Genomic DNA, 18,875 nt, shown 5'->3' on the forward strand with positions numbered 1-18,875 from the left:
CGGTCCTTTCAGGAGGAGCAGCTGATTTCGATGTGCTGCGCCCAGTCGGGGGGGAAGGCGGCGAGGTCGTCCTCGCCGGTTCGTTCGTCGAACGGGGCCGCCAAGGCTTTCAGCAGCCGGTCGACCTCGCTGAAATCGCCTTGCTGGGCGCGTTCGATGGCGGTCTGCGCCAGGTGGTTGCGCAGCACGATGCGGGGATTGACGCGGTGCATGGCGGCCGCGGTGGCGGCGCCGTCGAAGCCGGGCTGGGCGCGCAGGCGCGCCTGCCAGCGAGCCGCCCAGGCGTCAAAGGCCTCGCGCTGCAGGAAGAGGTCGCGCACGGGGTCCAGTCGGCCCTCGGCGGCGTCGCCCAGGCGGCGGAACAGGATGGTGAAGTCCACCGCGTCCTTCGCCATGAGCTGCATGAGCGATTCGACCAGCTCGGCGTCGCCGTCCCGCGTGTCTGCCAGGCCCAGCTTGGCGCCCATGCGGCGCGTGAGCGCGGCGGGGAACAGGGCCTTGTAGGGCTCCAGCGCGTCGAGCGCCTGTTGCTGCTCGTCCATCAGCGGCAACAGGGCCTGGCCCAGGCAGAAGAGGTTCCAGTAGGCCACGTTGGGCTGGCGGTGGTAGGCGTAGCGCCCGCCATGGTCGCTGTGGTTGCAGATGTGCGCCGGGTTGAAGGCGTCCATGAACTGGAAGGGGCCGTAGTCGATGGTGAGGCCCAGGATGCTCATGTTGTCGGTGTTCATCACGCCGTGGCAGAAGCCCACGGCCTGCCATTGGGCCATCAGCTCGGCGGTGCGTGCGCTCACGGCCTGCAGCAGCCGGGCGTAGGCGTTGCCATGGCCGTCGCGGCATTCGGGGTACCAGCTGTCGATGACGAAGTCGGCCAGGCGGCGCAGCTCGGCGGTGTGGCCGTTGGCCGAAAAGTGCTCGAAGTGCCCGAAGCGGATGAAGCTGGGCGCCACGCGCGCCACCACGGCCGCGGTTTCCACCGTCTCGCGGACCACCGGCTGCGGCGAGCCGGTGAGGCTGAGCGCGCGGGTGGTCGGTATGCCCAGGCCGTGCATGGCCTCGCTGCACAGGTACTCGCGGATCGAGCTGCGCAACACGGCGCGGCCGTCGCCCATGCGCGAGTAGCGCGTGAGGCCGGCGCCCTTGAGCTGCACCTCCATCGGCCCCTGGGGCGTGTCCAGCTCGCCGAGCAGGATGGCCCGGCCATCGCCGAGCTGGCCGGCCCAGACGCCGAACTGGTGTCCGCTGTAGACCGTGGCCAGCGGCCGCGTGCCCTCGACGGGCAGCGAGCCGGCCAGCGCCCGCACGGCATCGGCCTGGCGCAGGCGCTGCGGGTCCAGCCCCAGGGCGGCGGCCAGCGGGGCGTTCAGGCCGATCGGGTGGGGGTCGGGCAGCGGGGTGGGCTGCACCTCGGTGAAAAAGGCCGGCCCCAGGTCGGCGAAGCGGTGGCGCCAGGGCCGGGCGAGGTCCAGCGCCGCGGGCGCGGCGAGCGCGGTGTCGTTCATGCGGTGAATTGTCCCCGCAGGGGGTATTCCGGCGTGGCACCAGGGCCATGGCGGATTGCCAGCGCCGGGCCGCGCTTGATAATGGGCGCCGGTTATGCGCCGGCCTCACGCCGGCGCCAGGGGGAATAACAACCATGAAGAAAAACGATGCGGACTGACGCCCAGGCCATCCTGTTCGTGGACGACGAAGCCGTGTCCCGGCAGTGGTTCTCTCGCTGCTTCGGCGACGAATTCGAGATATCCACCGCCGCCAGCGTGGACGACGCGCTGGCCATCCTCACCGAGCGCGGGGAGTCCTTCGCCGCGCTCATCACCGACTACCGCATGCCCGAGCAGGACGGCATGAAGCTGCTGCGCTTCGTGCGGCGCGAGCACCGCCACCTGGTGCGCCTGCTGGTCACGGCCTACGCCGAAAAGGACGTCGCCATCGCGGCGGTCAACCAGGGCCAGGTGATGCGCATCCTGGAAAAGCCCCTGGAGGACGAGCCCACGCGCGAGGCCCTGCGCGAGGCCCTGTCGCTCTACCGGCACCAGGCGCTGGAGCGTGCGCTCAACGAGGGCCGCGCCGCCGCGCTGCGCGAAACCCTGGGCTTCCTGGCGCATGAGCTCAACACGCCGCTGGCCACCGTGCGCGGCAGCGTGGCGGCGGTGCTGGAGCGCCACCGCCCGCCGGAGCCGGGCGACGCCCCGGGCACGGTGCGCTTCGAGGGCCTGGGCCCGCAAGAGCTGCTGGCGGCGCTGCAGCGCGCCGAGCGGCGGGCGCTGTACTGCCAGTCGCTGGTGGCCACCTTCGTGCAATCGGCGCGCGACGCCTACCCGGGCGAGGCCCCGCAGACCGTGAGCGCGGCCAGCCTGCTGGGCTCGCTGGTCGACGAGTACCCCTTCGAAGACCGCGAACGCCATTGGGTGAGCACCGAGTTGCGGCAGGACTTCCGCCTGCCCGGGCGGCGCGACCTGCTGTACCTGGTGCTGTGCACCCTGACCAAGAACGCCATCCTGGCGCTGCGCGACACGGCCGACCCGCGCCTGCGCATCGAAGTGGACTGCGCGCCGGGCCCGGGCGCGCCGCGCGCCTGGATCCGCTTCATCGACAACGGCCCCGGCATTGCGCCCGAGGTGCTGGCGCGCCTCACGCGCGAGCCCGTCACCACGCGCGCGGCCACCGGCGGCAACGGCATGGGCCTGATGTTCTGCCAGCGCGTGATGCAGGCCGCCGGCGGTGCCATCCGCCTGCAGTCCGCGCTGGGCCAAGGCACCACGGTGGAGCTGGCCTTCGAGCGCGGCGTGCAGCCGGCGGCCGGCGCGGCCTGAGCGCGCCGCCAGGGCCGTCCCCCGAAAGGGTGTTGCCTCCGGGACAACCCCGTCCGCCGGGCGCTGCGCGCCGGGCTAGCATGGCCGCCACGATTCCAACCACTTCGGAGACCGACTCATGCTGGGCCAGATGCAGAGCCAACCGCTGCTGATTTCCAACCTCATCGTGCACGCCGAGCGGCACCACGGCGCCACCGACATCGTGTCGCGCCGGGTCGAGGGCGACATCCACCGCACCAACTGGCGGGAGGTCGCGCGCCGCTCGCGCCAGGTGGCCAACGCCCTGGACGCGCTGGGCCTGGGCTTCGGCGACCGCGTGGCCACGCTGGCCTGGAACGGTTATCGCCATCTGGAACTGTATTTCGGCGTCAGCGGCACCGGCCGCGTGCTGCACACCCTCAACCCGCGGCTGCACCCCGAGCAACTGGTGTGGATCGTCAACCACGCCGAAGACAAGGCCCTGTGCTTCGACATGAGCTTTCTGCCGCTGGTCAAGGCGGTGTGGAGCAAGTGCCCCACGGTGAAGCATTGGATCGCCCTGTGCGATGCGTCCGCCTTGCCCGCCGACAGCGGCATTCCCGGCCTGCAGAGCTACGAGGCCTGGATCGGCGCGCAGAAAGACAGCTACGCCTGGCCCGAGTTCGACGAGAACACCGCCTCCAGCATGTGCTACACGAGCGGCACCACCGGCAACCCCAAGGCCGCGCTGTACTCGCACCGCTCCACCACGCTGCATGCCTATGGGGCGGCCATGCCCGACGCCATGGGCTGCTCGGCGCGGGACAGCATCCTGCCCGTGGTGCCCATGTTCCACGTCAACGCCTGGGGCCTGCCGTACTCCGCGGCGGCCGTGGGCTGCAAGCTGGTGTTCCCCGGGCCGGCGCTGGACGGCAAGTCGGTCTACGAACTCATCGAGGCCGAGGGCGTGACCATGGCCGCCGGCGTGCCCACGGTCTGGCAGATGCTGCTGGCGCACCTGCAGCAGAACCAGCTGAAGTTCAGCACCCTCAAGCGCACGGTGATCGGCGGCTCGGCCTGTCCGCCGGCCATGATCAGCGCCTTCAACGACCTGTACGGCGTCGACGTGCTGCACGCCTGGGGCATGACCGAGATGTCGCCGCTGGGCACGGTGTGCACGCTCAAGAACGCCCAGCTCGCGCTGCCGGGCGACGAGCAGCTCAAGGTGCGGCTCAAGCAGGGCCGCACCATTTTCGGCGTGGACATGAAGATCGTGAACGAGGCCGGCGACGAGCTGCCCTGGGACGGCAAGAGCTACGGCGACCTGCTGGTGCGCGGCCCATGGATCATCGCCAGCTACTTCAAGGGCGAGGGCGGCGACCCGCTGCGCTACGACGCCCAGGGCCACGGCTGGTTCCCCACCGGCGACGTGGCCACCATCGACGCCGACGGCTTCATGCAGATCACCGACCGCAGCAAGGACGTGATCAAGTCCGGCGGCGAGTGGATCAGCTCCATCGACGTGGAGAACATCGCCATGGCCCACCCGGCCGTGGCCATGGCCGCCTGCATCGGCATGAAGCACCCCAAGTGGGACGAACGGCCCATCGTGGTGGTGGTGAAGAAGCCCGGCGCCGAGGTCACGCGTGAAGAATTGCTGAAGTTTTACGAGGGCCGCATCGCCAAGTGGCAGGTGCCGGACGACGTGGTCTTCGTCGACGCCATCCCGCTGGGCGCCACCGGCAAGATGCAGAAGATGGTGCTGCGCCAGCAGCTCCACGACTACGTGCTGCCGGGGGTGTGAGGGTGGGCCCGCGCCGCCCCGCAACGGTGCAGGGGGGCGGGCGCGGGTGTCGCCCAGGGGATAGGGGTCCGGGCAATCCCTGAAGCGCCCCCGCGCCCCCGCGCCTTACGCTGCTCGGGTTTGTGGTTCAACACCCTCATCAAGGAGACAAGGCATGAAATCGAGCATGAAGGCCCTGGCCGCGGCGGCTCTGCTGGTGGCGTCCGGCGCGTCTTTCGCCCAGGCGGGCGAAACCGTCAAGATGGTGCGCATCGACCCCTTGACCGGCCTGCTGGGGCCGGTGGGCGTGAGCCAGTTCAAGGGCTACCAGTTCTTCGCCGAGAAATTCAGCGGCAAGGGCAACCCGGCCGGCGTCAAGTTCGAGATCACCGCGATCGACAACAAGCTCAGCCCGGCGGAGAGCCTGAACGCCTTGAAGGCCGCCATCGATCAGGGCGCGCGCTACATCATCCAGGGCAATGGCTCCTCGGTCGCGCTGGCGCTGTCCGACGCGGTGGAAAAGCACAACGCGCGCAACCCCGGCAAGGAGGTGCTCTACCTCAACGACTCGGCGGTGGACCCTGACCTCACCAACAGCAAGTGCAGCTACTGGCACTTCCGCTTCGACGCCGACACCTCCATGAAGATGGAGGCCATGTCCAGCTTCATCGCCACGCAGCCGGACATCAAGAAGATCTACCTGCTCAACCAGAACTACTCGCACGGCCACCAGGTCGTGAAGTACGCCAAGGAAACCATCGGCCGCAAGCGCCCCGACATCCAGTTCGTGGGCGAGGACCTGCACCCGCTGGCGCAGACGCGCGACTTCGCCCCCTACATCGCCAAGATCAAGGCGGCGGGCGCCGATACCGTGATCACCGGCAACTGGGGCTCCGACCTGTCGCTGCTCATCAAGGCCGCCAACGAGAACGGCTACAACGGCAAGTTCTTCACCTACTACGCGGGCGTCACCGGCACGCCCACCGCGCTGGGCACCAACGGTGCCGGCCGCGTCTACCAGATCGCCTACAACCACTACAACATGGGTGGCCAGATGGCCAAGTGGATGACGGAGTTCAACCAGAAGTACAACGACGACTTCTACACCGGCTCCACCATCCGCGTGTACGAGATGCTGGGCGCGGCCATGGCCAAGGCCAAGTCCACCGACCCGGTGAAGGTGGCCGCCGCCCTGGAAGGCCTCACGGTCAAGAGCTTCAACGGCGAGGTGCAGATGCGCAAGACCGACCACCAGCTGCAGCAGCCGCTCTACATGTCGGTGTGGCAGAAGGCCGACGCCAAGTACCCTTACAGCCCCGAGAAAACCGGCATGACGCTGGCGCCCGTGGCGGAGTACCCGAACTACGTGTCGAGCACCCCGACGAGCTGCCAGATGAAGCGCCCGGGATGAGGACCATCCCCGCCGCGCTTCGCGCGACCCCCTCAAGGGGGCGGCACCTGCGGCCTGGCAAAGCCGGTTCCGCGGTGCCTCTGGGGTAAGTCACTGCACTCCGGAGAAGCCCGAAACGGGAAGCCGTCTCGGGCTTTTTTCAGTTCAACGATGAGGTAGGAATGGAGTTTTTCATCATCTCGATGCTGAACGGGCTCAGCTACGGGCTGCTGCTGTTCATGCTCAGCTCGGGGCTCACGCTGATCTTCAGCATGATGGGCGTGCTCAATTTCGCGCACGCCAGCTTCTACATGCTGGGCGCCTACGTGGGCTACCAGGTGGCGCAGTTCGTGGGCTTCTGGCCGGCGCTGGTGGTCGCGCCCATCGTGGTGGGCCTGCTGGGCGCGGCCTTCGAACGCCAGTGTCTGCGCAAGGTGCACAAGTACGGCCATGTGCCCGAGCTGCTGGTGACCTTCGGCCTGTCCTACGTCATCGTCGAGCTGGTCCAGCTCATCTGGGGCCGCATCGCGGTGGAGTTTCGCCCGCCCGAGCAGCTGCAGGGCCCGGTCTTCACCCTCATCAACCATTCCGTGGACGGCCTGCGCCTGGTCTGGGGCGCGGCCGCGCCCGAGCTGTGCAGCGCCGCCGACGCCGCGGTGCGCGTGGTCTGCTCCCCGTTCCCCGCCACGCGCGGCTTCATGATGCTGGTGGCGGTGGTGATGCTGCTGTCGGTCTGGCTGCTGCTCACGCGCACGCGCATCGGGCTGGTGATCCAGGCCGCGCTCACGCACCCGCAGGCGGTGGAGTCGCTGGGCCACAACGTGCCGCGCGTGTTCATGCTGGTCTTCGGTGCCGGCTCGGCGCTCGCCGGCCTGGCCGGGGTCATCGGCGGCAGCACCTTCCTGACCGAGCCGGCCATGGCCGCCACCGTGGGCTCGGTGATCTTCGTGGTGGTGGTGGTGGGCGGCATGGGCTCGCTGTCGGGCGCCTTCGTCGCCTCGCTGCTCATCGGTGTGATCCAGACCTTCGCCGTCGCCTTCGAGTACTCGTTGCTCACGCTGTTCGAGCAGATCGGCGTGCCGCTGTCGGAGGGACTGCGCAACAACTCCTACATCCGGCTCACGCTGTCGCAGGTGGCGCCCATCCTGCCGTACCTGTTCCTGGTGCTGATCCTGATCTTCCGCCCGCGTGGCCTGCTGGGCAAACGCGAGACATGAACATGAATACACCCCCGCCGCGCTTTGCGCGACCCCCTCAAGGGGGCGTTACCAGCGGCCCGGCAAAGCCGGTTCCGCGGTACCTCCCGGTTCGACCTGGGCATGCGTCGCGCATGGCCATCTGGGGCGGCTTCGCCCTGCTGCTGATCGTGGCGCCACTGATCTGGGGCAGCGGCCTGGGCCTGACGGTGCTCTCGCAGATGGGCATCGCCATCATCGCCTGCCTGTCCTACAACATGCTGTTGGGGCAGGGCGGCATGCTCAGCTTCGGGCACGCCGTGTACACCGGCCTGGGCTCCTTCATGGCCATCCACGCGCTCAACCGCGTCACCGAGGGCGCGATGCACTTGCCCGTCTCGCTCATTCCCCTGGTGGGCGGCGTGGCGGGCCTGGGTTTCGCGGTGCTGTTCGGCTACGTCACCACGCGCAAGTCCGGCACCACCTTCGCCATGATCACCCTGGGCCTGGGCGAGCTGGTGTTCGCGCTCTCGCTCATGATCCCCGAGTTCTTCGGCGGCGAGGGCGGCGTGTCGGGCGACCGCATGGCCGGCGAACCCTTCATGGGCATCACCTTCGGGCCGCAGCGGCAGGTCTACTACCTGATCGCGCTCTACACCTTCGTCTGCGTGGCCGCCATGTACGCCTTCACGCGCACGCCGTTGGGCCGCATGCTCAACGCCGTGCGCGACAACCCCGAGCGGGTGGAGTTCGTGGGCTACGACACGCAGAAGGTGCGCTACCTGGCTTTCATCATCGCGGGCTTCTTCGCGGGCATCTCGGGCGGCCTGGGCGCACTGAACTTCGAGATCGTCACGGCCGAGGTGGTGGGCGCGGCGCGCTCGGGCGCCTACCTGCTGTTCACCTTCCTGGGCGGTGCCACCTTCTTCTTCGGTCCCATCATCGGCGGCGTGCTGATGGTGCTGGCGCTGATCCTGCTGTCCGAGCTCACCAAGGCCTGGCTGCTGTACCTGGGGCTGATCTTCCTGTTCATGGTGATGTACGCGCCCGGAGGCATCGCCAGCCTGATCATGATGAACGTGCGCGTGGCCGTCCATGGCCGCCTGCGCGAGCTCAGCGGCAGCTATGTGGCATTGATCGCCTCGGCGGTGGTGATGTTGCTGGGCGCGGCGGCCATCATCGAGATGGTCTACCACCTGCAGCTCAGCACCACGCTGGGCGACGAGCTGAACTTCCTGGGCCTGACGCTGCACGCGCGCGGCTGGGCCAGCTGGCTGGGCGCGCTGGCGCTGGCGTTCGGCGGCTTCGGCCTCTTCGAGTGGGCGCGGCGCCGCTTCGTGCGCCGCTGGGGCGCCATCCAGGAGGACATCGAAAACCAGATCAAGCAGAGGGAGGCGCAGTGAGCGGCACCACATCCACCCCGGCGCTGGAGCTCAGGGAGCTGCGCAAGAGCTTCGGCAAGACCGAAATCATCCGCGGCGTGAACCTGTCGGTGAAGGCGGGCGAGCGCGTGGGCATCATCGGACCGAACGGCGCGGGCAAGTCCACGCTGTTCAACCTCATCAGCGGACGCTTCGCGCCCACCAGCGGCCAGGTGCTGCTCAACGGCCAGCGCATCGACGGCAAGCGGCCTTTCGAGATCAACCGCGCGGGCCTGTCGCGCAGCTTCCAGATCACCAACATCTTCCCCAAGCTCAGCGTGTTCGAGAACCTGCGCTGCGGGGTGCTGTGGAGCCTGGGCTACCGCTACACCTTCCTGAAGTTCCTGGCCAACCTGACCGACGCCAACCAGCGCGCCGAGCAGCTGCTGCACATGATCCAGCTCGACCGCAAGCGCGACGTGCTGGCCATGAACCTCACCTACGCCGAGCAGCGCGCGCTGGAGATCGGCATCACCATTGCAGGGGGCGCCAACGTGATCCTGCTCGACGAGCCCACCGCCGGCATGAGCAAGAGCGAGACCGGCCGCTTCATCGGCCTGATCAAGGACGTCACCGAGGGCAAGACCCTGCTGACCGTGGAGCACGACATGGGCGTGGTGTTCGGCCTGGCCGACCGCATCGCCGTGGTGGTGTACGGCGAGGTGCTGGCCTTCGACACGCCCGAGGCGGTGCGCGCCAACGAACGCGTGCAGGAGGCCTACCTGGGCTCGCACGTGGCCGAGACGCAGGGAGCGGGGCACTGATGCTGAAGATCCAGAACCTTCATGCCTACTACGGCAAAAGCCACGTGCTGCACGGCGTGGACTTCGAGGTGCGCAGCGGCGAGATCGTCGCGCTGCTGGGCCGCAACGGCTCGGGCCGCTCCACCACGGCCAAGGCCATCATGGGCCTGGTGGACTGCGAGGGCAGCGTGCGGTGGAAGAACCAGGAGATCGTGGGCCGCAAGGCCTACGAGGTGGCCCACCTGGGCCTGGGCTACGTGCCCGAGAGCCGCGACATCTTTCCCACGCTCACCGTGCACCAGAACCTGTTGCTGGGGCAAAAGGGCGCCGGCAAGGGCTCGCGCTGGGGCTTCGACGACATGTACGCCATGTTCCCGCGCCTGAAGGAGCGCCAGCACACCGAGGCCGGCGTGCTCTCGGGCGGCGAGCAGCAGATGCTGACCCTGTGCCGCACCCTGATGGGCGACCCGGACCTGATCATCATCGACGAACCCACCGAGGGCCTGGCGCCCAAGATCGTGGAGCTGGTGGCCGAGTACCTGCAGAAGCTCAAGGCGCGCGGCATCTCGGTGCTGCTGATCGAGCAGAAGCTCACCATCGCCATGAGCATTTCCGACCGCGCGCTGGTGATGGGGCATGGCAGCATCGTCTTCGACGGCACGCCGCAGCAGCTCAAGGCCGACCCGGCGGTGCGCAAGGAGTGGCTGGAGGTCTAGCCCCGCGGCAAGCGACCGCTACCGAGGTCGGGGCCCGGTACAAAGGCCCGATGGCGGCCAGGCCGCCGGCCGCGACGGCGTTCAGGCGAGGGGGGGCACGCGCTCGGCGCGCACGCCGCAGTACTGCCACAGCGCCCGCTCGGTGGCCTCCAGCAGCTCGCGCAGTTCGCGCGTCCAAGCCTCGCCACCGGGCCGCTGGCCTTCCAGCCACCCCGCGTAGCGTTCGCGCGCGCGGGCATGCAGGGCCTGGGCGCCCACCTCGCCGGCCAGGCCCACCAGCGCATGCAGCGCGGCCGACACGCCTTCCCGGTCGTCCGAGGTGGCCGCCTGCTCCAGCGATTGAACGTGGCGCCGCAGGTCCAGCAAGGCGCGCGGCAGCAGGTCGTCGAGCAGGCCGAGGCGACGGAAGTTCTCGATGCGCGTGGTGCTGAGCAGGTCGGCCGCCGGCGCCGGCGGCGGCGACGCGGGCGCGGTGCTGCGCCCCTGCAGCGCGGCGCTCAGCGCGCGCTGCAGCGCCGCGGGGTCGATGGGCTTGCCCAGCACGCCCTGCATGCCGGCCTGGCGCGCACGGGCCTGCACGGCCGCCGAGTCGTTGGCGGTGAGCGCCAGCACGGGCACGCGGCCGGCGTCGCCGGGCAGGGCGCGCAGGCGCCGCGTGGCGGCGATGCCGTCGAGCCCCGGCATGTTGATGTCCATGAGGATGGCGTCGGGCAATTGGCCCGCCTGCAGCATGTCCAGCGCCTGCTGGCCGTGCTCGGCCTCCATCACCGTGAGGCCCAGCTCGCCCACCAGGGCGCGCGCGATGGTGCGGTTGAGTGGCTGGTCGTCCACGATCAGCACGCTGCGGCCGGCCAGGGCCACGCTGGCCGGGGCCACCGTGGTGACCGGCGCGCCGGCGGGCGCCAGCGGGAAGCGCAGCGTGAACTCCGTGAAATGGCCCCACTCCGAGCGGCACTCGATGTCGCCACCCAGGCCGCGCATGACGCGGCGACAGAAGGACAGGCCCAGGCCGGTGCCCTCGGCCTTGCCCAGGGTCTGGAACTCCTGGAACAGCTTGCTCGCCAGCCGGGGATCGATGCCCGGCCCGGTGTCGCGCACCGCGATCCGTGGCACGGGTTCGCTCGACACCTGGATGTTTACGGTCATCTGCGGATGCAAGGGCAGGTAGTACAGCGCATTGCGCAACAGGTTGAAGACGACCAGCTGGATGGCCGTTGCCTCGCCGCGAAAGCCGAAGTCCTTCTCGATGCGCAGGCGCACGCAATCGCGCGCCTGTTGGGATTCGTAGGCGTAGCCCGCCACGGCATCGCGCACGCATTGCGCGGCCGACAGCCAGACAAACTCCGACGATTGCGGCTGGCGATCGCCCATCTGCTGCAGCGTGATGGTGATGGACTGCAGGCCTCGTTGGACCGCCATCAGCCCCTGTTCAGCGGCGAGGCCGGCGTCGGAGCCGGCCGAGACCTGGCCGCTGATGCGGCGCAGCGCATGTTGCACCTGCGCCAATGGCGTGCGCACCTCGTGCGCGATGGAGCCCGCCAGTCCCGTGTAGACCTGTCGCAAACGCTCGTGCTCGGCGCGCTTCTGGCCCGCGTGGGACAGCGCGCCGGCCACCACCACCAGGATGGAGGTGAGCGCGGCCACCGCGATGGCCGAGGGAATGGGCGAGGTGGGTTCTATGTAGAGGTAGGCGCCAGCCGCCAGCGCATAGCCCCCGACCAGCATGACCACCGCGTTGCGCCAGTCGGCCAACAGGATGATGAGCACCGTGCCCATGACCATGTTCACCACCGACAGGGCGCCGCCCTGATTCATCATGGAGGTGAAGGTCATCAGAAAGGACAGGCAATAAAAAACGACGAGGTAGGAATACCCGATGTAGACCCCTCGAAGGCGCTCGGGCCACCAGCGACGCAGGGCCAGACCGATGCACAGCACCACGGCCACCACGCGCCACGCGACGTCGTCGTAGCGCGGCGGAACGATGGAGGTGAGGCGCAGGAGGTAGAGCACGGGAAAGGCCACCGCACCCACACCACCAATCCATTGCAGCAGCGATTGGCTCTCGTGGTGGATGCGGTAGCGTTCGAATAGCCGCTCCAGGCTGGCAAGCATTGGCGTGGTCCCCTACCGGTCCTCGACGGCCGGATCGCGGGGACTCTAGCAGTTTGTTCCAGCGGCGGTTCAGGCCGCCAGCGCGAACTCCCGCACATCCGTCAGCTCGCTCAGGTCGACCTTGAGCGCGCGTGCCACGGCGTGCACATCACCATGCACGAGTGCGCATTCCTTGCCATTGAAAACCGTTGTGGTGTGGATCTGGAAGCCGAAGCGCCGGTAGAGGCGCATCAGGCGCATGTGGCAGGAGCCGTGCAGATGCCGCACTTTCACCGTCTGCACCAGTTCCGCGAAAGCCAGCGACATGCAGGCGGGCAGCAGATCGCCGCGGCGGTGGTCGGGCGACATGATCAGACGCCCGGCTTCCCAGCTGTCGGGACCGATCAGTTCGGTTCCTGCGCTGGCGTGGCCCCAAAAGCGTTCCGTCACGGTGACGTTGTGGCAGGTGGGGATGAACCGGATGGTGCCGATCGGCTCGCTGCCGCGCATCAGGGCCATGACCACGCCGAGCTCATCCTTTCGCGCTTCCATGGAGGCCAAGGCGGGGTCGATTTCGTATTCGGTCTGGGTATCGGCCAGTTCGCGCAGGTGCGCCACCATCAGCCGCTGCGTGCGCGTGTGCAGCACCATGGCGCTCAGCGGCTCTGGCGCCTGCCAGGGCGCAGCACCGGGTGCGGACCAGGGGACCACGGCTTGCCCGAAGGCGTGTCCGTTGGTCGGGGAAGATGCGATGGTGGTCAGGGTCTGAATCATGTCCATGAGGGTTCTCCAAACGAAAGGCGACGAACGGGGGCGGCGAGGTGTGCCAAAGTTGGCACTTTGAGATTGTCAATGGCCCTTGTCTCACGTGACGCGCCGAGAAACCCCGGTGTCGCGTGGGTCCTACGCTGATGGGCGGCGCGCGCGCTGCTCCGGCTTTTGAAGCGGGCAGCGGCAAAGCGCGGGCCGATTAGCACAGCCGTATTCGTTTTGGCGGTGCGGGGTGCCCTGCGTAGCGAGAAGGTGCGCCCGGGCGTTTTGTCCCGACCGCGACAAACCCGTTTGGCGCCCCCGGAGGGTCTTTCTAGAATGCCAAAATCGAACGATCGTTCTTTTCCCAACACCGCCATCGAAGGAACCCACATGACGGCTGAGTACAAGGTCCAAGGAGACATCGCCCTCATCACGCTGAACAACCCGCCGGTCAACGGTCTGGGCCTGGCCACCCGCCTGGGCATCACGACCGGGCTGGAGCAGGCCCAGGCCGATCCGGCCGTCAAGGCCATCGTGCTCACCGGCGCGGGCAAGGCCTTTTCGGGCGGCGCGGACATCAAGGAGTTCGGCACGCCCAAAGCACTGGCCGAACCCAACCTGCTGAGCGTGATCCTGGCGGTGGAGAACTGCAGCAAGCCCGTGGTGGCCGCGATCCACAGCGTGGCCATGGGCGGCGGGCTGGAGCTCTCGCTGGGCTGCCATTACCGCATCGCCGCGCCGGGCGCCAACATCGCGCTGCCCGAGGTGAAGCTGGGCCTGATCCCCGGCGCCGGTGGCACGCAGCGCCTGCCGCGCGTGCTGGGCGTGGAGGCCGCGCTCAACATGATCGTGAGCGGCGAGCCGGTGAAGAGCGAGATGCTGGCGCAACTGCCGGGCCAGAAGCTGTTCGACAAGCTGGCCAGCAGCCCCGACACCCTGCTGGAAGAAGCCTTCGCCCTGGCCAGGGAAGTGGCCGCCAAGCACGCCGACGGCAGCCCGCTGCCCCTGGTGCGCCACCTGCCCTGCAAGCACAAGGACGGCGACGCCTACTTCCAGTTCGCGCGCAACATGGTCAAGGGCATGGCCAAGAACTTCCCCGCGCCGGCCAAGTGCGTGGACGCGGTCGAGGCCGCGACCCAGCAGAAGTTCGATCAGGGCATGGCCACCGAACGCGAGATGTTCATCAACCTGATGTGGACGCCCGAGTGCCGCGCCCTGCGCCACCTCTTCATGGCCGAGCGCGCCGCCAGCAAGATCCCCGACGTGCCGGAGGACACGCCCCAGCGCAAGATCGAGAAGGTGGCCGTCATCGGCGCCGGCACCATGGGCGGCGGCATCTCCATGAACTTCCTCAACGCGGGCATTCCCGTGACCATTCTGGAGATGAAGCAGGAGGCCCTGGACCGCGGCGTGGGCGTGATGCGCGGCAACTACGAGGCCCAGGTGAAGAAGGGCAAGCTCAAGCAGGACAAGCTCGACCAGCGCATGGGCCTGCTCAAGACCACGGTGGACTACGCGGACATCCAGGACGCCGACCTCGTGATCGAGGCGGTGTTCGAGGACATCGGCGTCAAGGAGGCGGTGTTCAAGAAGCTCGATGAGGTGATGAAGCCCGGCGCGATCCTGGCGTCCAACACCTCCACGCTGGACCTGAACAAGATCGCCGCCTTCACGAAGCGCCCGCAGGACGTGGTGGGCCTGCACTTCTTCAGCCCGGCCAACGTGATGAAGCTGCTGGAAGTGGTGCGCGGCGACAAGACCGGCAAGGACGTGATGGCCACCGTGATGGCTGTCGCCAAGAAGATCAAGAAGACGGCGGTGGTGTCCGGCGTCTGCGACGGCTTCATCGGCAACCGCATGATCGAGCAGTACGGCCGCCAGGGCGGTTTCCTGCTCGATGAGGGCTGCACGCCCGCGCAGGTGGACCGCGCGATCGAGAAGTTCGGCTTCGCCATGGGGCCCTTCCGCATGGGCGACCTGGCGGGCAACGACATCGGTTGGGCGATCCGCAAGCGCCGCTACCAGGAAAAGCCCGACATGAAGTACAGCAAGACCGCCGACCTGCTGTGCGAGAAAGGCCGCTTCGGCCAGAAGGTGGGCAAGGGCTGGTACGACTACAAGCCGGGCAAGCGCGACGCCATCCCGAACGCCGAGGTCGAGCAGATGATCGTGGAGCACCGCCAGGCGCTGGGCATCACGTCGCGCAAGATTTCCGACGAGGAGATCGTGCAGCGCCTGGTGTTCTCGCTGGTGAACGAGGCCGCGCACATCCTCGAAGAGGGCATCGCCAACAAGGCCAGCGACATCGACGTGGTCTACATCTTCGGCTACGGCTTCCCGGTGCACCGCGGCGGCCCGCTGAAGTACGCCGACGAGGTGGGCCTGTTCAACGTGATGCAGGCCATGAAGCGCTTCCAGAAGAACCCGCTCGACGACGCGGCCTTCTGGCAGCCCGCGCCGCTCATTCAGCGGCTGGTCGCCGAAGGCAAGAATTTCAACGGCTGATGGCCCGCACCGAATCAGGAGATACCACATGAGCAACGCCGTCATCGTTTCCACCGCCCGCACGCCGCTGACCAAGAGCTGGAAGGGCGCCTTCAACATGACCCACGGCGCCACCCTGGGGGGCCACGCCGTTCGCGCCGCGCTGGAGCGCGCGGGCGTGGAGGGCGCGGCCGTCGAGGACGTGATCATGGGCTGCGCCAACCCCGAGGGCGCCACCGGCGCCAACATCGCGCGCCAGATCGCGCTGATGGCCGACCTGCCCGTGAGCGTGTCGGGCATGACCGTCAACCGCTTCTGTTCCTCGGGCCTGCAGACCATCGCCATGGCCGCCCAGCGCGTGATCGCCGGCGAGGGCGATGTCTACGTGGCGGGCGGGGTGGAGAGCATCTCCTGCGTGCAGCAGGAGATGAACCTGCACATGCTGCGCGACCTCGATCTGGACCGCAAGAAGCCCGAGATCTACTGGAGCATGCTGCAGACCGCCGAGCAGGTGGCCAAGCGCTACAACATCTCGCGCGACGCCATGGACGAGTACGGCGCCGCCAGCCAGCAAAAGGCCTGCGCGGCCCAGGCGGCCGGCAAGTTCAACGACGAGATCGCCCCCATCACCGTGACCGCCGGCGTGGCCGACAAGACGATGGGCCTGATCACCAAGAAGGTGACCGTGGGCGCCGACGAGGGCCTGCGCGAGGGCACGACGAAGGAGGGCATCAGCGGCATCAAGCCGGCGCTGCCCGGGGGCGTGGTCACCGCCGGCAACGCCAGCCAGTTCAGCGACGGCGCGGGCGCCTGCGTTGTGGTGAGCGAGCAGTACGCCGCTTCGCACAACCTCAAGCCCATCGGCCGCTTCCTGGGCTTTGCCGTGGCCGGCTGCGAGCCCGACGAGATGGGCATCGGCCCGGTCTTCGCCGTGCCCAAGGTGCTCAAGAAGCTGGGCCTGAAGGTCAGCGACATCGACCTGTGGGAGCTCAACGAGGCCTTCGCGGTGCAGGTGATCTACTGCCGCGACAAGCTGGGCATTCCGGCCGACCGCCTGAACGTCAATGGTGGCGCCATCGCCGTGGGCCACCCCTACGGCGTGTCGGGCCAGCGCCTGACCGGCCACGCGCTGATCGAAGGCAAGCGCCGGGGCGCCAAGCGCGTCTGCGTCACCATGTGCATCGGCGGCGGCATGGGTGCCGCCGGCGTGTTCGAGGTCCTGTAAGCGCGCGCGCCGCCATGGACGCCGCCGGCGTGAGCCCCGAGGTGTTCCTGGCCATGGGACGCGAGCTGCTCGCGCAGCAGCCGTTCTCGCGCCTGATCGGTGCCGAGCTTGCCGCGCTCGCGCCCGGGCGCTGCGAGCTGCAGGTGCCGATCGGCGAGGCGGTGAAGCAGCAGAACGGCTTCGTGCACGGCGGCGTGGTGAGCTACGCCGCCGACAACGCACTCACCTACGCGGGTGGCACGGCCATGCGCGTGCCCGTGGTCACGAGCGAATTCAAGATCAACTACCTGAGGCCCGCGGTGGGCGAGCGCCTGATCGCGCGCGCCGAGGCGGTGCACACCGGCCGCAACCAGGCCGTGTGCCGCTGCGACGTGTTCGTGCTGCGGGACGGCGAGGAAAGGCTGTGCGCCGTGGCGCAGGGCACCATCGCCGCCTTGCCACCCAGAACCTGACGAGAGACCTGTCATGAGCCTTCGCCCCACCGTCGATTTCCTGCTCAACGACTGGCTGGGGGTCGAGGCGCTGAACCAGCGCGAGCGCTTCGCCGACCACAGCCGCGAGACCTTCGACGCCGTGCTCGACACCTGCGAGCGCATCGCGCGCGAAAAGTACGCGCCCTTCAACCGCACGGTGGACACGCAGGAGCCGCACTTCGACGGCGAGCGCGTGGTGCTGCCGCAGGCCACGCACGACGCGCACCAGGCCTATGCCGAGAGCGGCATGCTCAGCGCCGCGCAGGACTACGCCATCGGCGGCATGCAGCTGCCGTACACGGTGGAGGCGGCGGCCAACGCCTTCTTCGCCATGGCCTCGGTCAGCATCGGGGCCGGCATGCTCACCGTGGGCAACGCCAACCTGCTGATGGCGCACGGCAGCGAGGCGCAAAAGCGCGTGTTCGCGCTGAACGAATTCGCGGGCCGCTGGTCCGGCACCATGTGCCTGAGCGAGCCACAGGCCGGCTCCAGCCTGAGCGACGTGGCCACGCGCGCCGTGCCCGACGGCGAGGGCTTCATGGACGACCCGCTGGGGCCGCGCTACCGCCTCAAGGGCAACAAGATGTGGATCTCGGCCGGCGAGCACGAGCTGACCGAGAACATCGTTCACCTGGTGCTGGCCAAGATCCCCGGGCCGGACGGCAAGCTGCCGCCAGGCGTGAAGGGTATCTCGCTGTTCGTGGTGCCCAAGCGGATGGTGGACGCGCAGGCCACGCTCACCGGCGAGCGCAACGACGTGGCCCTGGCCGGCCTGAACCACAAGTGCGGCTGGCGCGGCACCACCAACACCTTGCTCAATTTCGGCGAAGGCAAGTTCCCCGTGCGGGGCGCGGCCGGCGCCATCGGCTACCTGGTCGGCCAGCCCGGCGAGGGCCTGCGCTGCATGTTCCACATGATGAACGAGGCGCGCATCGGCGTGGGCATGGCGGCCACCATGCTGGGCATGGCGGGCTACCACGCCAGCCTGGACTATGCGAAGAACCGCCCGCAGGGCCGCCCCGTGGGGCCGGAGGGCAAGGACCCGAGCCGGCCGCAGAGCCGCATCATCGAACACGCCGACGTCAAGCGCATGCTGCTGGCGCAGAAGAGCTACTGCGAAGGCGCGCTGGCCTTGGAGCTGTACTGCGCGCGCCTGGTGGATGAGCAGCACACCGGCGCGCCCGAGGCCGCCGACGAGGCGCGCCTGCTGCTGGAGGTGCTCACGCCCATCGCCAAGAGCTGGCCCAGCGAGTGGTGCCTGGAGGCCAACAGCCTGGCCATCCAGGTGCACGGCGGCTACGGCTACACGCGCGATTTCCCGGTGGAGCAGTACTGGCGCGACAACCGCCTGAACATGATCCACGAGGGCACGCACGGCATCCAGGCCATGGACCTGCTGGGCCGCAAGGTGCTGATGGAGAACGGCCGCGGCCTGCAGCTGCTGGCCCAGCGCGTCAACGCCACCATTCAGCGCGCCATCCACACGCCGGAGCTGGCGGCCCACGCCAACGCCCTGGGCCAGGCCCTGGCGCAAGTGGGCGCGGCCACCAAGGCCGCCTGGGCCACCGCCAACCCGGCCGAGGCCCTGGCCAACGCCGTGCCCTACCTGCAGGCCTTCGGCCACACGGTGCTGGCCTGGATCTGGCTGGACGTGGCCCTGGCCGCGCTGGCCGCACCCGACAGCCCCGCGCGCACCGGCCGCCTGGGCGCCATGCGCTTCTTCTTCCACTACGAGCTGCCCAAGACCGGCGCCTGGCTCGCCGTGGTGAGCCGGCGCGACCCGACCTGCGCCGAGCTGCCGGAAGAGGCGTTCTGAGCCCGGCGCGGGGGCCGGCGCGCCGGCGCCGCCC

14 protein-coding genes are annotated in these 18,875 nt (G+C 68.7%); 11 read left to right on the plus strand and 3 right to left on the minus strand.

The window, feature by feature from the left end; translation table 11 throughout:
• Window positions 1-8 precede the first annotated feature (8 nt).
• Window positions 9-1,499 (minus strand): protein adenylyltransferase SelO, encoded by a 1,491-nt coding sequence (locus tag SOM08_RS14520; protein ID WP_116957291.1) that lies wholly within the window; start codon window positions 1,497-1,499, stop codon window positions 9-11.
• 147 nt (window positions 1,500-1,646) lie between these two features.
• On the opposite strand from SOM08_RS14520, the gene SOM08_RS14525 reads away from it, so the two are divergent.
• The 7 genes from SOM08_RS14525 (at window position 1,647) to SOM08_RS14555 (ending at window position 9,996) form a co-directional block, all read left to right on the plus strand.
• Complete coding sequence (locus SOM08_RS14525; RefSeq protein ID WP_322469181.1) at window positions 1,647-2,810, plus strand: hybrid sensor histidine kinase/response regulator; 1,164 nt, start codon at window positions 1,647-1,649, stop codon at window positions 2,808-2,810.
• A 118-nt stretch (window positions 2,811-2,928) separates the two neighbouring features.
• Window positions 2,929-4,572, plus strand: coding sequence for a 3-(methylthio)propionyl-CoA ligase (locus SOM08_RS14530; protein WP_322469182.1), 1,644 nt, complete (start codon window positions 2,929-2,931; stop codon window positions 4,570-4,572).
• 154 nt (window positions 4,573-4,726) lie between these two features.
• Complete coding sequence (locus SOM08_RS14535; RefSeq protein WP_116957294.1) at window positions 4,727-5,962, plus strand: branched-chain amino acid ABC transporter substrate-binding protein; 1,236 nt, start codon at window positions 4,727-4,729, stop codon at window positions 5,960-5,962.
• 161 nt (window positions 5,963-6,123) lie between these two features.
• Window positions 6,124-7,158, plus strand: a complete 1,035-nt coding sequence (locus tag SOM08_RS14540) for a branched-chain amino acid ABC transporter permease (protein WP_116957295.1) — start codon at window positions 6,124-6,126, stop codon at window positions 7,156-7,158.
• Window positions 7,159-7,271: 113 nt separating this feature from the next.
• Window positions 7,272-8,519 carry a branched-chain amino acid ABC transporter permease gene (locus tag SOM08_RS14545; protein WP_116957296.1) on the plus strand — a complete coding sequence of 416 codons (1,248 nt, stop codon included), beginning with the start codon at window positions 7,272-7,274 and terminating at the stop codon, window positions 8,517-8,519.
• Window positions 8,516-9,301: an ABC transporter ATP-binding protein gene (locus SOM08_RS14550; protein WP_116957297.1), complete on the plus strand. Its 786-nt coding sequence runs from the start codon at window positions 8,516-8,518 to the stop codon at window positions 9,299-9,301. Before SOM08_RS14545 ends, SOM08_RS14550 begins: the two co-directional genes overlap by 4 nt.
• Entirely contained in the window at window positions 9,301-9,996 is a 696-nt protein-coding gene (locus SOM08_RS14555; RefSeq protein ID WP_116957298.1) for an ABC transporter ATP-binding protein, read from the plus strand. The genes SOM08_RS14550 and SOM08_RS14555 overlap by 1 nt, the downstream gene beginning before the upstream one ends.
• 81 nt (window positions 9,997-10,077) lie before the next feature.
• Here the strand turns inward: SOM08_RS14555 and SOM08_RS14560 are convergent, their stop codons facing one another.
• Window positions 10,078-12,111: a response regulator gene (locus tag SOM08_RS14560; protein ID WP_116957299.1), complete on the minus strand. Its 2,034-nt coding sequence runs from the start codon at window positions 12,109-12,111 to the stop codon at window positions 10,078-10,080.
• 69 nt (window positions 12,112-12,180) lie between these two features.
• Window positions 12,181-12,870 carry a hypothetical protein gene (locus SOM08_RS14565; RefSeq protein ID WP_116957300.1) on the minus strand — a complete coding sequence of 230 codons (690 nt, stop codon included), beginning with the start codon at window positions 12,868-12,870 and terminating at the stop codon, window positions 12,181-12,183.
• A gap of 363 nt (window positions 12,871-13,233) precedes the next feature.
• Here SOM08_RS14565 and SOM08_RS14570 point away from each other — a divergent pair, with 363 nt between their 5' ends.
• From SOM08_RS14570 to SOM08_RS14585, 4 genes are read left to right on the plus strand one after another with little or no spacing between them, the layout of a single operon-like run.
• Window positions 13,234-15,348, plus strand: a complete 2,115-nt coding sequence (locus SOM08_RS14570; RefSeq protein WP_322469183.1) for a 3-hydroxyacyl-CoA dehydrogenase NAD-binding domain-containing protein — start codon at window positions 13,234-13,236, stop codon at window positions 15,346-15,348.
• Window positions 15,349-15,376: 28 nt separating this feature from the next.
• A complete protein-coding gene (locus SOM08_RS14575; protein WP_116957302.1) occupies window positions 15,377-16,552 on the plus strand; it encodes an acetyl-CoA C-acyltransferase in 1,176 nt (391 codons plus the stop codon).
• A gap of 14 nt (window positions 16,553-16,566) precedes the next feature.
• The gene (locus SOM08_RS14580; RefSeq protein WP_322469184.1) at window positions 16,567-17,004 is read left to right on the plus strand and encodes a PaaI family thioesterase; all 438 of its coding nucleotides are present in this window, start codon (window positions 16,567-16,569) and stop codon (window positions 17,002-17,004) included.
• Window positions 17,005-17,017: 13 nt separating this feature from the next.
• The gene (locus tag SOM08_RS14585) at window positions 17,018-18,841 is read left to right on the plus strand and encodes an acyl-CoA dehydrogenase (RefSeq protein ID WP_322469185.1); all 1,824 of its coding nucleotides are present in this window, start codon (window positions 17,018-17,020) and stop codon (window positions 18,839-18,841) included.
• Window positions 18,842-18,875 lie beyond the last annotated feature (34 nt).

This window comes from Hydrogenophaga sp. SNF1, assembly GCF_034421675.1.
In the GTDB taxonomy this organism is placed as follows: Bacteria; Pseudomonadota; Gammaproteobacteria; order Burkholderiales; family Burkholderiaceae_C; genus Hydrogenophaga; species Hydrogenophaga borbori.